At 55.5% G+C, this 15,017-nt stretch carries 13 protein-coding genes; 3 read left to right on the top strand and 10 right to left on the bottom strand.

Annotated features, from left to right (window positions below; genetic code table 11):
- Positions 1 to 192: 192 nt before the first annotated feature.
- The 7 genes from LKE08_RS27540 to remA all read right to left on the bottom strand — a co-directional run bounded on the left by LKE08_RS27540 (position 193) and on the right by remA (position 8,202).
- On the bottom strand, positions 193 to 483 hold the full coding sequence (locus tag LKE08_RS27540) for a Mo-dependent nitrogenase C-terminal domain-containing protein (RefSeq protein ID WP_324707500.1): 291 nt from the start codon (positions 481 to 483) through the stop codon (positions 193 to 195).
- Between the two features lie 188 nt (positions 484 to 671).
- Positions 672 to 2,744: a cation:proton antiporter gene (locus tag LKE08_RS27535; protein ID WP_324707499.1), complete on the bottom strand. Its 2,073-nt coding sequence runs from the start codon at positions 2,742 to 2,744 to the stop codon at positions 672 to 674.
- 325 nt (positions 2,745 to 3,069) lie between these two features.
- A complete protein-coding gene (locus tag LKE08_RS27530) occupies positions 3,070 to 3,912 on the bottom strand; it encodes a diguanylate cyclase (protein WP_324707498.1) in 843 nt (280 codons plus the stop codon).
- Positions 3,913 to 3,989: 77 nt separating this feature from the next.
- On the bottom strand, positions 3,990 to 5,807 hold the full coding sequence (gene mrdA / locus LKE08_RS27525; RefSeq protein WP_324707497.1) for a penicillin-binding protein 2: 1,818 nt from the start codon (positions 5,805 to 5,807) through the stop codon (positions 3,990 to 3,992).
- Between the two features lie 208 nt (positions 5,808 to 6,015).
- Entirely contained in the window at positions 6,016 to 7,311 is a 1,296-nt protein-coding gene (locus tag LKE08_RS27520; protein ID WP_324707496.1) for a GNAT family N-acetyltransferase, read from the bottom strand.
- Entirely contained in the window at positions 7,311 to 7,877 is a 567-nt protein-coding gene (gene gmk, locus LKE08_RS27515; protein WP_324707495.1) for a guanylate kinase, read from the bottom strand. Before gmk ends, LKE08_RS27520 begins: the two co-directional genes overlap by 1 nt.
- Positions 7,878 to 7,935: 58 nt before the next feature.
- Positions 7,936 to 8,202, bottom strand: coding sequence for an extracellular matrix/biofilm regulator RemA (remA, locus tag LKE08_RS27510; RefSeq protein WP_324707494.1), 267 nt, complete (start codon positions 8,200 to 8,202; stop codon positions 7,936 to 7,938).
- 647 nt (positions 8,203 to 8,849) lie between these two features.
- Between remA and LKE08_RS27505 the strand changes: the two genes are divergently transcribed.
- Together LKE08_RS27505 and LKE08_RS27500 are read left to right on the top strand one after the other, a co-directional pair.
- Positions 8,850 to 9,605, top strand: a complete 756-nt coding sequence (locus LKE08_RS27505) for a choice-of-anchor W domain-containing protein (RefSeq protein WP_324707493.1) — start codon at positions 8,850 to 8,852, stop codon at positions 9,603 to 9,605.
- A gap of 157 nt (positions 9,606 to 9,762) precedes the next feature.
- A complete protein-coding gene (locus tag LKE08_RS27500) occupies positions 9,763 to 10,917 on the top strand; it encodes an AI-2E family transporter (protein ID WP_324707492.1) in 1,155 nt (384 codons plus the stop codon).
- A 106-nt stretch (positions 10,918 to 11,023) separates the two neighbouring features.
- Here the strand turns inward: LKE08_RS27500 and LKE08_RS27495 are convergent, their stop codons facing one another.
- Complete coding sequence (locus LKE08_RS27495) at positions 11,024 to 11,158, bottom strand: hypothetical protein (RefSeq protein WP_324707491.1); 135 nt, start codon at positions 11,156 to 11,158, stop codon at positions 11,024 to 11,026.
- Positions 11,159 to 11,197: 39 nt separating this feature from the next.
- On the opposite strand from LKE08_RS27495, the gene LKE08_RS27490 reads away from it, so the two are divergent.
- Positions 11,198 to 12,157, top strand: a complete 960-nt coding sequence (locus LKE08_RS27490; protein ID WP_324707490.1) for a calcium-binding protein — start codon at positions 11,198 to 11,200, stop codon at positions 12,155 to 12,157.
- A 298-nt stretch (positions 12,158 to 12,455) separates the two neighbouring features.
- Here LKE08_RS27490 and LKE08_RS27485 read toward each other — a convergent pair whose 3' ends face one another.
- Positions 12,456 to 13,970, bottom strand: coding sequence for an EcsC family protein (locus LKE08_RS27485; protein WP_324707489.1), 1,515 nt, complete (start codon positions 13,968 to 13,970; stop codon positions 12,456 to 12,458).
- Between the two features lie 38 nt (positions 13,971 to 14,008).
- Positions 14,009 to 15,013: a hypothetical protein gene (locus LKE08_RS27480; RefSeq protein WP_324707488.1), complete on the bottom strand. Its 1,005-nt coding sequence runs from the start codon at positions 15,011 to 15,013 to the stop codon at positions 14,009 to 14,011.
- Positions 15,014 to 15,017: the final 4 nt, after the last annotated feature.

Here is a 15,017-nt window from a genome sequence, read left to right as displayed (position 1 = left end):
GGGGATTTAGGGGGATCGAATATCAGTTGTTGAGGCGAACTCAAAGTCCCCCTTTTCAAGGGGGATTTAGGGGGATCTAAATTCTCCCCCATCCTCTTCAGAATATTTTCGCCGTGAGCTTGGGAATCGATTCCCAAACCGTGTTGTGAGCATGGCGTACCCGGTCTATTTTGAGAATATTTCATATCAAAATTAGACCAAAAACTGGGAGACATCTTCGCCGCACTCGTCCGCCAGATAGCAGAGTGCCCGAAACCGCATCCCCACAACTTCTTCGTAGAAGGGATTCAATTTGCAAAGCGGGGGAATGTGCAAGATTGTGCGGCCTAAGAGGCTGATATCGCGGGCGAACGGGCATTGTGCGGGGATCAATTCACAGATGAACCGGGCTGTTTTGGGATTTTCGATTTGGAAGTTATCGAGCCAGGTGCGGATACCTTGAAAGGGCAATTTTTGGCGGTTGTTGAAATTGGCGGCGGTCATGATTGTTTCTCCTGTTTTAACTCCGATTTCACTGTTTCCTCGGCGCGGAAATCAGTGCTTGTTTTGTCTATAGGTCTAATTTAGCAAGCGCACCCCGACAGATCAAGGGTTGACTTATATAAAAACTTGATTGCGATTATAAAAATTTATATCTTTCGGGGAGCCGAACCCCCCATCTCCCTCCCAGCCTAGGTTTGAGGTTCGCCGAACAGAACGATCGAGCCGCGCAGTTCGCCGATAATCTGGCTGGTGATGTTGCTGACTTCCAAACCGCCAACCGTCCGCCGTCGCTGCGATCGCAGCACCACCAAATCCGCCATCTCCGCTTCCGAGAGGATCGCAGCGGCCACGTCGTCGGAGGACACGATGCGGATGTCGGACCGGACGGGGGAGCGATCGCCCGCACCCATGTTCACCAATTCCGATTTCAGCATCTCCAGATGTTCCGGCGGCGCGGACCCCTCGCAAACGTGCAGCAAAATCACCCGGGCGCCGTTCGTATCCGCCAACAACTGGGCGAACCGCACCGTCCGCATCGTCTGGGGGGTGAGATTTTTCACCGGGACCAAAATCTGCTTCATCGCCACCGGGTCCGCCAGCAACCGCATCACCGCCACCGGACAGTGGGAGGACCAAAACACGCTGTCGATCAAATTGCCGAATAACCGCGTCCTCAGCCCCGTTTCCTCGCTCCAACCCATGACGATCAAACTGGCGTCCCGTTCGCAGGCGGTGCGGATAATTCCCGTCGCCACGTCGGCATCGATGCGGAGGGCGGGGGTCGTCTGCACTTTGGCGGCTTCCCCGACGCGGACCGCCTGTTGCAGCAACATCCGACCGTGTTTGAGGGCCTGCTGCAACTCCGGTTCGTCCATGTGAATTTGGGCGTGGGTGGCGACGGACAGCGGCACGATCGCGCCCTTTTCGTGTCTCGCCAACAACACCGCCATCGCCATCAAATACCGTTCCGTGTGGGGGTTGGAAACGGGGACGACCACGGTAAAGGGTGCGGGTTCTCCGGGTAAATTTTCCCGGCGATTTTCCCACCACAAAGACTCGGAAACGGCGGGGAGCGATCGCGCGGCCAACAATCTGGGGGCGACTCGCTGGGTCATCATCGGCCCCACGATGGACGTCACCAACATCAGGACGATGATGCTATTAAATACCGCTTCGCTGAGTAATCCGACTTCAAAACCCACCAGCGCCGCCGCCAGCGTCGCCGCCACCTGGGGGATGGATAGCGACCACATCATCGCGGTTTCCGCCCAACTGTAGCCGTACAAAAATTGGGCGATCCAGGCGGCGAGAAATTTGCTGCCGATCAGTCCCAAAACGATCGCGATCGTCAGTCCGAAACTGGTGCTGAGGGTGGAGATGAATACCGGGACATTCAACAGCAGTCCCATCGCCACGAAAAAGAAGGGGATGAATAAAACGCTCCCCAAAAATTCCACTTTTTCTTTGACGGGACTGGTCCCCACCACGTCGTTGATCGCCAAACCCGCCAAAAAGGCGCCGACGATCATATCGACTTCGATCAATTTGGCGCCGACGGAGGCGACGAACAGGACCAACAACACAAATAGAAATTGATTTCCTTCGTTATTTCCGGTGCGTCGGAAGTAGATTTTTCCGAGGCGATCGAAGCCCAACAAAACGAAAGCCGAGTAAGCCGCCAAGGTGCCCAACTGGACGACGAAACCCCATCCCGAAAACTCCCCGGCGTGGATGGAAACGCAAATCGCCAGGACGAATAGGGCGCTGATATCGGTGAAAATGGTGGCGCCGATGGTGACGATAACGGACTCGACATCCACCAATCCCAACCGCTGGACGATGGGATAGCCCAGGAGGGTGTGGGAGGCCAGCAGGGACCCGATCAAAATGGCGGCGTTGGGGCCGAAACCGAAGGCGAAGCCGATTAATGTTCCGGTGATTAGTGGGACGGCGAAGGTGGCGAAACCGAAGCCGAGGGAGCGATTTTTTTGGTGTTGGAATTGGACGAGATCGATTTCCAAACCGGCGACGAACATCAAATAAATTTTCCCGATATCCGAAAATAATTTCATCGTTTCGGAGTCGGGGTCGAGGAGTTGCAAGCCGTGGGAACCGAGGACGACGCCGGCGACCAACAGTCCCACCAGTCCCGGCAGTTTCAGGCGTTCAAACCAGGGGGGAATGGTGAGGGAAACGAGCAGTAAGATTGTAAACTCGACGATGGGGCTGTCCGGCAGCCATTGAAACAGTTGTGGGATCATGGGTTAAAGTGAAAAGTGAAAAGTGAAAAGTGAAAAGTTTCCTATTTCCTATTCCCGATTGAGAAACGCGAAGCGCTATCGCCATGAAAGTCCATTCCGTCGGGGCGAATGGCTGTGAGGCGGGCTTTTACCCGCCATTGTAAACTGGCTCGAAGCGGATGCGATCGCCCGTAACGGAACCCCCCTTCCGGCGTCGAGTTCTTGTCCTTTGTAATTTTCAATTTTGTTTCCCTCAAATTTGGCATCCTTTCAGCTTTTTCCGAACCGCCACTCCCGGGCCATATTAATTATTAATTATTAATTGTTAATTGTTAATTGTTAATTGTTAATTGTTAATTGTCGAGTGTCGGACGGCGTTTTTGCCCTCATTTTTGACTTGGTAGAGGAGGCGATCGCAGGCCGCGATCGCGTCGGCGACCGAATCGGGGGGGGCCGAAAAGGTGACGGCGCCGATGCTGAAACTCACCGGCCAATCGTGGTGGCAGACCATCTCCAAAAGTTGCTCTCGGATGCGTTGCAGGGTCGCTTGTGCCGGGTTGGCGTCCGTTTCTGGCAGTAGGAGGACGAATTCATCGCCCCCCAACCGGGCGATCGCGTCGGAAGCCCGGATTTCACACTCGACGGTTTTGGCCAGCAGTTGTAATAAGCGATCGCCGCTGGCGTGGCCCTGGCGATCGTTGACCTGTTTGAAATTGTCCACGTCGAAAATTGCCAGGGTAAAAGGATGCTTGAATCGTGCGGATCGGTGGATTTCGGTTTCGAGCACTTCCCAAAAAAAACGCCGGTTCATGAGCCCCGTCAGTCCGTCCGTGCGGGCGAATTGCTTTTCCCGTTCGTAGGCGAGTTTTTGTGCCGAAAGCAAATAGCTGATAATCAGGAAAAAACCCAGGCGGACTAGGGCATTCCAAATGGGAAACAGGGAATTGGAATAGGACTGGCTGGTGATGTCATTAATTCCCCAGACGATCGCGCACAGGACGGAGAATAAAAAACCGTAGGATTTATCCCCGTACCAAGCCACCCACAGGATCGGGAGCAAATAGAGGATGGCGAGGGAGAGTTCCGGGGTGGTGAAAAAATCGACCGCCGCGATCGCCACCAGCAAAACCGATCCCACTATCAAAAATCCCGGCGTTGATTGACAGCAGAATTTGATCCTTTCAATCATCGGCGCGACTCCAATTAAAATTAATTAAAAATCGAGCGATCGCCCCTTTTATCTCGCCTTTTTACTCCGATTTTTCCCTACTTTTTCCCATTAAAATAAGCCCGGAACATCTCCTTCGCCACGGGGGCCGCCGCCTTGGAGCCGTAGCCGCCATTTTCCACGACCACCGCCACGCCAATTTCCGCCTTGTCGGCCGCGCCGAACCCCACATAAACCGAGTGGGATTCCTGACCCCAGACCTCCGCCGTCCCAGTTTTGCCGCCGGTGAGGGGGATGGTGCCGTCGTTCATCCCCTGGGCCGTCCCGTACTGCACCGTTGCGATCAAGCCATCGCGGATGGTAGAAATGATTTCCGGCGATAATCCCGTCGGCTCGGGTTGGGTTTGGGGAGTCCCGGTCAGGTCGGCCAGCAGGTGAGGTTTGACCCGGTTGCCGCCGTTAGCCATCGCCGACACCATCACCGCCAATTCCAGGGGCGTGGTCAGCACCGACCCCTGGCCGATGGACATGGTGACGGTATCCCCCAAATACCAGGGTTCTCCGTAGATTTCCTCTTTATTTTTCGGGGTGGGAATGAACCCGGTGGAGCCTTCCGTGAGGCCCAGCAGGTTCAGATCCGTCGTGCCGATGCCCAGACGTTCGGTCCACTTGGCGATCGCTTCCGGACCAATTGCCATTCCCAGGCGGTAGAAAAAGGTATTGCTGCTGAAGGCCAGGGCGTCCCGGAACCCGATCACGCCGTAACCGCCGCTGTGTTCGTGGAACGTGATCCCCCCCACCGTAATTGAAGCCGAAGTGGCAATGACCGATCCGGGAGAAAATTCCCCCGAACCCATCCCCGCCGCCGAGGAGGCGATCTTGAACGTACTTCCGGGGGGGTATCCCTGGAGGGCACGGTTCAGGAACGGGTGTTCGAGTTCTTGCAACTCCTCCCACTGCTGCTGCGTGATTTGCCGGGTAAACAGATTGGGGTCGAACCGGGGAGAGCTCGCCATCGCCAACACTTCCCCCGTCTTGACGTTGAGGGCCACCGCCGCCCCCCGACGGTTGCCCAGAGCCGCCTCCGCAGCCTTTTGAACGTTCAAATCCAAGGTCAGTTTCACCGGTTTGCCCCCTTCGGACGGCCGTTCGCCGAAGAGTCGCAGCTCCTCATTTTGGGCGTTAACCTCCACCAGACGCGCCCCCCACTTCCCCGCCAACTGGTCGTTGGCCGAGGCTTCGACGCCCAACTGTCCCACGATCATGCCCATCGGCCACTCGGGATGGGCTTTCAATTCTTCCAAAGTCGCCTCTCCGATGTAGCCCACCACCTGGGCTGCCAGGTCGCCGTGGGGATAGTAGCGGCTCGACTCCACCCGCACTTCCACCCCCGTCAACTCCTGGGAATGTTCAGCCAGCCAGATAAAGGCTTCCGGGGTGAGGTGGCGGGCAATGCGAACGGGGGAGGCGGAGCGGTAGCCGACCCGTTCGAGGGCCTCCAAAATCTTCTCGGCGGGGAGGTCGAGGACGTTGCCGAGTTGGGCCGCCTTCACCTTCCACTGTTCGGGGGTCTGTTCCTTCGGCCACAAATACACCCCGCGAACTTGGTGGTTGTCGGCCAAGGGTTTGCCGTTGCGATCGAGGATGCGGCCCCGGTTCGAGGGCATGGGAATGAGGCGGATGCGGTTTTCCTCGGCCCGGAGGCGATTTTGTGCCCCGTCGAGCAGTTGCAGTTGCACGAGGCGGTGGACGTGCAGCCCCATCAGTCCGGTCGCCAGCAACATGAATAAAACCGCCCGGTAGAGGGGATGTCGCTCTCCTTTGGCGGCAATTCGGCGGCGATCGCGGTAGACCGTTGCCGGCCTGTCGGTGTTAGCCGGAGAAATTGCAGAGGAATAAAACAGTTGGCGAACCATAGACCTTGTGAATGTGGACTGAAACGACCGGGGAGACTGTCCCCGAGCCCTGTTGGCGACCCAACGCGAAACGGACGCCCGCCTCGACACCTTTGAACGGGTGACGTTCACCTTTCAAACGAGATTTTCAAGGTGCGTAGCCGGCAGTTCCACGTTACCGTTTCGACTTTAGATATAATTGCACATTTGTGGCGGACTGGGCGGGGGATCAGGGGCAAAACCAAAACATTCCTTTGATGCCGTTGGGGTCGGCGACAAATCCGAGGCTGTGGTAAAAATCGACGGCTCCGCTGCCGGCGAATAGGGTGATGTCGGCGATGTTTTCCCGCCCCAGGCGGTCGATCAGGTGGCGTAGGAGTACCCGGCCGAGGCCGCGGCCCTGAAACTCGGGCCGGATCGCCACGTCCCAGATGGTGGCGTAGAGGGCGCCGTCGGAAATGACCCGGGCGAAGCCGACGAGGCGTTTTCCGTCCGATCGCACCTCCCAGACGGAGATCACCAGAAAGCTATTTTCCAGGGCCTTTTGCAGGCGATCGCGGGGTTGGGGTCGCCATCCGACGGCCCTCCAGAGGTCGAGGATGTCTCGGGGGTCGATGTGGCGGTCGTCGTCGAACTGAATTTGACCCGAATTTCGGGGCGATCGCTCCGGGGGAGGGGGCGGCGGGGGGTCTCCATCTGTGGCCTCGAAGTGGGACCACCGCTCCGGATGCTCCCGGATCTCCCGGTGGCGCCGGGTCACGTCCGCCTCCAGGCGCTTTTTTTTCTCCACCAGAGTTTCCAGTTCCCGGGTAATGTCGGGGTCGTCGGGCCGCAGTTTTTGGGCGATCGCGTACAAAATAATCGCCCCGGGAATTTGACGGCGGCCGGCCAGGTCCCGGGCCAGTTGCCGGCACAGTTCGGGGTTTTCCCGCAAAACCGACAATTCCGAACAATTTGAATCCGTCGCCGCCCGACAATAGTCCTCGCAGGTTGGCTCCCAACCCGGTGAGGAGCGCCCTTGGAAGGCCTCCCCCAGCCGGCGGGCGACGGTCGTCCAGTCGTCGGTTTCCGGCGGTGTCGGCAGGCATTCGGCCGCTTTCAGGAGGGCTGCGATCGCCTCGTCCCACCGCCGCAGGTGAATCAGGGCTTCCCCCAGGCCGTAGTGGGACCAGTGGAAATTCGGCTCCAATTCCACGGCTCGCCGGTAGGCGGCCGCGGCGTTCCGCCACCGCTTCAGGTTCGCCCACCCCCGGCCGAGGTTGTAGTGGGACCAGGAAAAGTCCGGGTTGAGGGCGACGGCTCGGGTGAAGGCCACCACCGCCTCTTCCCAGCGGTCTTGTTGGCAGAGGGCCTCCCCCAGGTGGTGGTGAAACCAGGAACTCTCCGGGTCCAGTTCCACCGCCCGCCGAAATGAGGCGATCGCGGCCGGCCAGTCCCGCCGTTGCAGGTGAATTTGACCCTGTTTAGCCTCCTGCCAAGCTCGCTGCGAGCGATCGGTTTTTTCCAGCCATCCCCCGTTTTCCATCACACCGGGACGAATAACAACGCTTCCAATTTATCCAAAGCGCGATCGAGATCGTCGTTGACGAGGGTAAAGTTGAATTCCGCCGTCGCTTCCATCTCAATTTTGGCCCGGTTCAGGCGACGGGCGATCGCTTCTTCCGAGTCCTGGCCCCGACTCCGCAGCCGCCGCTCCAATTCGGCCATCGACGGGGGCCGGATGAACACCCGCACGGCTTCGGGAAACGTGCGCGAAATCTGTCGGGCTCCTTCGAGTTCGATTTCGAGCAGCACGGATTCTCCCGCTGCGATGGCTTCCGTCACCGCCTGCCGGGGCGTGCCGTAATAGTTGCCGGCGAATTCCGCCCACTCGATCAATTCCCCCCGTTCCACCATCTGTTGAAAGCGATGGCGGCTGACAAAAAAATAGTCTTTTCCGTCTACCTCGCCGGGGCGGGGGGGGCGGGTCGTCGCGGAGGTGGACAGGTGCAGTTCCGGGTGTTTTTCTAGGAGCGATCGCACCAACGTCCCCTTTCCGACTCCACTGGGCCCGGTAATGACGATCAGTTTGCCATGATTGTGGTCGGTCATTTCAAGTTCATACGTCGATCAATTCAGTTCGGACGGCTGCGGGGACTCTCCCAAACCTTCAAATTTCGCGGGCGGCACCATTTTTGTGGATCACGAATCGGTGGGCCACCGTCTCGGGCTGGATAGCCGAGAGGATGATGTGGCTCGAATCTGTGACGATCACGGCTCGGGTGCGGCGTCCGTAGGTCGCATCAATGAGTTGTCCCCGATCGCGCGCATCTGTAATGATACGCTTGATGGGCGCCGACTCCGGACTGACGATCGCAACAACGCGGTTTGCAGAGACAATATTACCAAAACCAATGTTAATGAGCTGAATATCCATAAAAAGACTGACCAATTGGATTCGATCGGGTTCGATCACCTTTCATTGTATGCTAGAAAGAATCTGAGGGAGTTAAATCATCCCAAGCCTCAAAAGGAAAAGTTTTAAAGCCAAGTTTGATTACTTTAACTCCATTTTCCCTCAAAAAACTCTATCTTTGGACAGATATAGGGATCGAGTCGCCCGGTGTGGGCCGAGGGCGAGCGTCCGTTTCCCCCGCTCTCCCCTTCCTGGGGAATGGGGAGTGGGCCACTGAAACCCCCTTGAAATCGGGGTTTCAAGGGGGTTTCTCCTCGCCGAACTGTCAATACACTCGCTTCCGGTTGCTCTGGCAACCCGACGAACAGTTCGGACGTCCGAAAATCCCGAAATCTCCCGACGGGGGCGGTTGACCGCCGCCGATCGCCACGGAATCGAGGTTTTGGAGTTTTCGCGCCCCGCGATGGTTGTGATCGGCGTCACGCCACTTTTAAAGACTTCTTTATAAAGGTCGAAATTTTTGTAAAAATTTGTCGCACCTTACCATTTGTTATGGCGACCATATGGGTTCGATGTTTGAATGGAATTAAGAAACAAAATGAAGTCACAAAAAAGCGCTCGCGTGTTCCGGCTTTGGGCAGACCGAGCGACACCGAAAGGAGATTCCGATGCTCACTCACAAATCACTCTTCAGTCTTGCCGTGGCGACCCTAGCCGCGATCGCCGCTCCCCAAGCCGCCTCGGCCTTCACCCTCAGAGGTCACTTGACCTCGATGGATGGCACCTACGGCGCCGACTGGATGTACAACGACCTGTTTCCGGAGGGCAACTCCGCCCCCGATACCGCCTTCGTGGCGGAAAGTCGGTTCGGCGACCTGGGCGGCGCGGCTGAAAAAGAATTCAAGATTTTCGACCACAGCGGCGCGGGCCTGACCGGTCAAAATCAGACCAATTTCGCCTGGGAAAATGGGGCATCCTACAATTTTAAATTGGAGAATGACGGCGATAACTGGATCTACAGCCTATTCGACCTCGATAATAATCCGTTAACCTCCGTTTCCAACAGCTTTACCGCTCCGTTTTCCGATATTTTCATCCGCACCCGAGCCGATGTGGGGATGAGCATGGTGGTGGACAACCTGTTCCTGGACGGCGTGGCCGTGGGCGATCGCTCCGCCGTGGACAATCCCACCGACGGATGGGGCGCGGACTACCTGTGGATTGGCGATGTGACCGAACCCTTCACCCTCACGGGCCGCAGCACTATGAGTTGGGAAGGGGAACAAAACCGCCTCAAGTCAGCCCTGGCTTACCAAATTAAAGTGGTGAATTTGGAAACGCAACCCGTCCCCGAACCCACCCTGGCGATCGGTTTGGGGGTCGGCGCCCTGGCCATGACCCGCCTGCGCCGCCGCAACCGTTGAGCGGCGATCGCAAAAACTGGGCCGATCGGATGTGGGGGCGAGAAAGCGAATCGCCCCCACTGCTTTCAATCGAGATTCACCGGCGTGGGCAAAAATCAATCCAGCGTCAAAATTGATAGTAGACTAACAAATTAAAGGCGTTCATCGTAGCCATTCTATGAATCGTTCGGGTGAATCGACATCAAAAAACCGATGGGCTAGTTGGTGGGACGGCTTCAGCACCACCTCCAAAACACTTTTGATCGGCCTCGCCGCTCCCCTGTTGGTCTTGAATTTTTGGGCGTTCTCGACAATTTTCAGTTACTTTCGATCGCTCCTCGTCACCATTGTCATCGCGTCGCTGCTGGCATTTTTACTCAGCTACCCCGTCAATTGGCTGGAACGCCGGGGACTGCCGCGGGCGCCGGCCTCGATTTTGGTATTTTTGATCGCCGTCCTGGCCGTTCTCGTCCTCGGTGTCACCCTGTTGCCCCCCGTCATCGCCCAAGCCCAGCAATTGTTGGCCCGTTTGCCGGAATGGTTCGACTCGGGAAGACATCAACTACTGATCTTGGATGAACGCATCGAGGAGTGGGGTTGGCCGATCAGTTTTGACGGGGTTGCCACTCAAATTGGCGATCGCCTCAAAATGCAGTTGCAACTGATCGCGGGCAAGGTTTTAAATCTGACGTTGGGCGTCGCCGTCTTCACCGCCAGCACCCTGGTCGATATCTTATTGACGGTCATTTTAACGTTATATTTGATGCAGCACAGCCGGGAAGTTTGGGAAAGTTTGGTCAGTTGGCTTCCCACCCGCATTCAAACTCCGTTTTCCGCCACCCTGCGCCGCAGTTTCCAAAACTATTTTATCGGACAATTGATCGTCGCCACCTGCATGGCGGCTGCATTGATGTCGATTTTTGCGATCTTAAAAGTGCCCTTCGGTCTGTTATTCGGTTTCACCATCGGTTTGATGGCGTTGGTTCCCCTGGGGGGGACGGTGGGAATTATTTTGGTGACATTTTTGGTCGCTTTGCGGGATATCGGCATCGCCGTCCAGGTGATTTTGGCCTCCGTCGTCGTGCAGCAGATCATCGAAAACGGCCTCGCGCCGCGGGTGTTGGGAAGCGTGACGGGGTTGAATCCATTTTGGGTGCTGATCGCCCTGTTGGCGGGGGCGAGAGTGGGGGGACTGCTGGGAATTGTGGTGGCGGTGCCGACGGCGGTGGTGATTCGGGAGGCGATCGACGCGGTGCGTTCGGTCCGCCAAAAAGCGCAGATAACGCCGGAAGAAGGATCGGAAGAATCGCCACAATTGGCAACCCAGGATTAAATTGTCGGGGCGCAAGGCACGGCGCCCAAATTTGATATTAGTTTTTGAGGGTATCTTCGATCTGTTTTAACACCGCCTCTTCCTCCGGGGTGACGATGCCATCGAGTCAGGCGATTTTCTGGCATTGAGCCAAAAGGGCGATCGCGAAATCGCCGTCAATTTGGGCGAGGAGGGTTTCCAGGGGAGGGGGAGAATCGATGGTTTGGGCGATCGCCCCAATCATCGCAATCAGTAACCCCATTCAAAACCGCCGGTCAAGCGATCATTTGCCACATTCCTCATGTCATCTTCTCGTCATAATCGTCTTTTATTGTATCAATCAAGGCGCTACCAAACAGATTTGATAGCACTCAGATACGTTAAACCCGACTGTGAATTTTTAGAGAGGTATCGAATCGTGACACAAACTCTGACGACTAGAATCGGCCAAAGTCAGCAAACGTTTAGCGGGACGGTCACACGAGTTTTTGAAGATGGATTCATGCTCAATACAGGCGATCGCGTGTTGACGGTCGATTCTTGGGGTGTATTTGGTGACAATACCCGCCGAAATCTCTCCGTCGGTAACGAAATTAACGTTACGGGTGAATTTGAAGGTGGTGAATTTGATGCCGTCTCGATCGATGACTCTCCCATAGCTGTTCCGCTCCCTGAGCTCCCTGAACTCCCTGAACTCCCTGAGCTCCCTGAGCTCCCCCTCCCCGAATTGAGCCGTCAGGGAACTGCTGGTCGCGATCGCCTGACGGGGACGAACCGTGATGATGTTTTACGGGGACTCGATGGTAATGATGTCCTCATTGGTCGTGCAGGGAGTGATGACCTGTATGGCGATGCCGGTCGCGATCGGCTTGTTGGGAATACTGGCGACGACGATCTGTATGGTGGGGCAGGCAATGACCAATTGATTGGCGGTGCTGGCGACGACGATCTGTATGGTGGGGCAGGCAATGACCGATTGAATGGCGGTGCTGGCGACGATGACCTGATTGGGGGCAATGGGCGTGATGTTCTGATTGGTGGAGGCGGACGAGATACGTTTGTGTTGCAAATCAGAGGAAATGATGTGATTCGTGACTTCCGCGACGGGATTGACGAGTTGAGGCTCTCCGGTAGTTTGGAATTCAATGATTTGTCGATTAGCCAGCGCGGACAAAATACGTTAATCACGGCGAATGGCTCTCGCGTTGCTCTGTTACTGGGTGTTGATGCAGATGCTATTTCCTTCGCTGACTTTGATTAATAGATGATTTAGGTCAGACATTCAATCAGGCCTGCGAGTATCTATTTCATCTGTTTCCTGTCTTGTACTGATGGCGACACTATGACCGATCAAAGAGGGGCGAAAAATTTTTCGCCCTTACAGATGGATGTCAACAGACGAGAGAGGTCGAGGTAGATGCTTCTTCACCAGGGATGCGATCGCCATACTGACTCGATGATTCGCGATCGTCAGGAAGAAACGGAGAATGGGGGAACGGTTAAATAAAAGCTCTCTTCTTTGATGTCGAGCCTAGCACAACGAATTCCCCCATCTGGCATTAATTTTTCAGGATCTCTTCGATCTGTTTTAACACCGCCTCTTCCTCCGGGGTGACGATGCCATCGAGTGAGGCGATTTTCTGGCACTGGGCCAAAAGTGCGATCGCAAAATCGCCGTCAATTTGGGCGAGGAGGGTTTCCAGGGGAGGGGGAGAATCGATGGTTTGGGCGATCGCTTCCAGAGAGGCGGGACTCAGATTGGCGGCTTCCAATTCCGGTAAAATCGTTTCCCAGTCGCGATCGGGATTTCCCGCCAAAATCATATGAACCAAAATTTGATCCATAATCGATTCTTGATTGATGGCAGATTGAAGATACTCTCGACTTTCCTCGGCTGTAGATTCGAGGGTTTCTTGCGTCGTTTCAGAATTAATTTTTGATTCGTAAAATCGGCAAGAAGCGTGTCCCAAGGCATACAGAATCAATGCATTGGTACTCGCGCCGACAACGGCTCCAGCCAGAGGAATATTTCGTAAAAATTTTACTCCAATTTTAACCGCTTGTCCCCCACCAGTTGCCAATCCAAAAATTAGCAAAACTTCACTTTTTCTGGCGGGATCGTGTAGGTCAAAACCGTAGGCACAGGCGATTTGATAAACCATTTCTGCCTGCAATGCTGTCGTGGCTGCGATATCGACCGCGAACAATGCGGCCACCGCTCCCGGAACCAAACTGGTTGCCAGTCCCGAACCTCCGACATAAACCGCTTTTTGTAACATCAACCGATGGGCAATTTCTGCGGGTTTATCGTCCGGATATTGTTCTTTTAGGCGGTTCACTTCGGTTTCTGCTTTGACCAGATCAACCTGATCGACAATTTCAATAAGAAAGTTTTTAAATGTTTCCGTACCGAATTTGACACCTCCGACGATCGCGCCGCCGACACTCGCCACCGTATTTCCAATATTTTGACCGGTTTGATTTGCCAAACTTCCGACTATTTTTGTACCCGATTGGACACCCCCCGCGATCGCACTTCCAAAACCCGATGCCGTATTTCCAATATTTTGACTGGTTTGAGTTGCCAAACTTCCGACTGTATTGGTCGTGTTGGTGACACCGGATTTCACGGAATCACCCGCATTGGTAGCGATTTCAGCCACCGAATCGAACCAAGAATTAAACGAGAATCGCTTTTTATTCTGGGGTGCGATCGCCGAATTTTCTGAGGTATCCTCGTCGATCATATCGGCGGTCGGTTCTAAATCCTCCAAGTCAAACTTCTCTTGCCAAGCGGGGAAATCATCTCCGGTTTTTTTGCCATAAATTTTGACCGTCTCGATCGGGGTTTCCGGGAAAGTTGAGAAACCCCGTTTGAGCCATTCCACCAAAACGGCTTGGGGCGGAACTTTACTCGCCTCGAACATGATTTGCAGGCAACCCGCTTTAAAGGACGCTTTCGCGTTGACTCCTTTGGGATTCAGTTTGCGATTCAACACCGCCGCGATCGCCTTGGGATTGCCCTGTCGAACCAGTTCTTTGACGGTTGCCGATTTGGATTGAGTATTGACCATGAATAGACTCCTATTGATTGGGGTAGCAAAGTCAGTTTTTAGTCGCCCGTTTTTTTCGTCCAGCCTTTGAACATCGAATTGACGGTATTTGCCGTATTTCCGAGATGCTTTCCGGCTTCCGATGTCACATTTCCGCCCAATTTCCAGGTCGCACTCATCGCAGAATTGACCTGTTTTCCGACCGCTTGACCCGCATTGGTTCCGGCTTCGGCAATTCGATCGCACGCCTTTTTCACGGGTTCGGGAGTGGCGACATTGACGGCTTTGGCAAGTTTAGAAGTCCCCTCTCCCAGCCAGCCGGACGCCACATCAAACACCCCCGCGGCGGTTTCCATCGTCACTCCGTAGGCGACTTTCACTTGGTCGGGTGTGGAGTTATCGATCTTTTCAATAACGGCTTGACGCTGTTCTTCGCCGAGGTTTTCCCACACCTGTTTTCCGATAATTCCCACACCCGCGATCGCCACCACGGCCCCCCCGGTGGACACCGCAGAAACGATCGCCGCCCCCGCCGCCATTCCACCGCCGCCGGCAGCCAGAGATCCGCCCCCCAGCCAAGCCAAAGCCGCATTGGTCGCCGCCGCCCCACTCAGGGAACCGATCGCCGTCCCCGTCGAAGCTGCGGCCCCCAACGTGGATGCGATCGTCACCACCGTCCCGGCCGAAGCCCCCACCCCGATCATGGCGCCGCCGACGATGGTGGGAGTGGCAAATTTGACGGTCCCGGACTGGGTAGAATAGGCTTTTCCCGTCACCATCAATGTCGCCCAATGTTCGCAGTTGAATTCCGTGGCGTGATAGGGGCGGATATCTCCATTTTCCAGAGACATTTTGAAGGATTTGATATTTTTTTTGATGGTTTCAATATCGAAGACTTCGCCCCGAATGTTGACGACACTCCAGCCTTCCCCCTCGATGGGTTTCACTTCCAATTTGGACGTATTCACCCAGCCGACCGTGCGATTTTCTGCAATGACGACGGCATAATGTGCGATCGCGCCCCGATTTTGTTTGACGATTTGTCCGAGTTCAAATTTTTTCATGGTC

Origin of the sequence: Lyngbya sp. CCY1209, assembly GCF_035615495.1 — a bacterium.
Lineage (GTDB): Bacteria > Cyanobacteriota > Cyanobacteriia > Cyanobacteriales > Microcoleaceae > Limnospira.
Note: the sequence above shows the minus strand (reverse complement) of the source record. Positions and strands in the feature narration are given on the sequence as shown.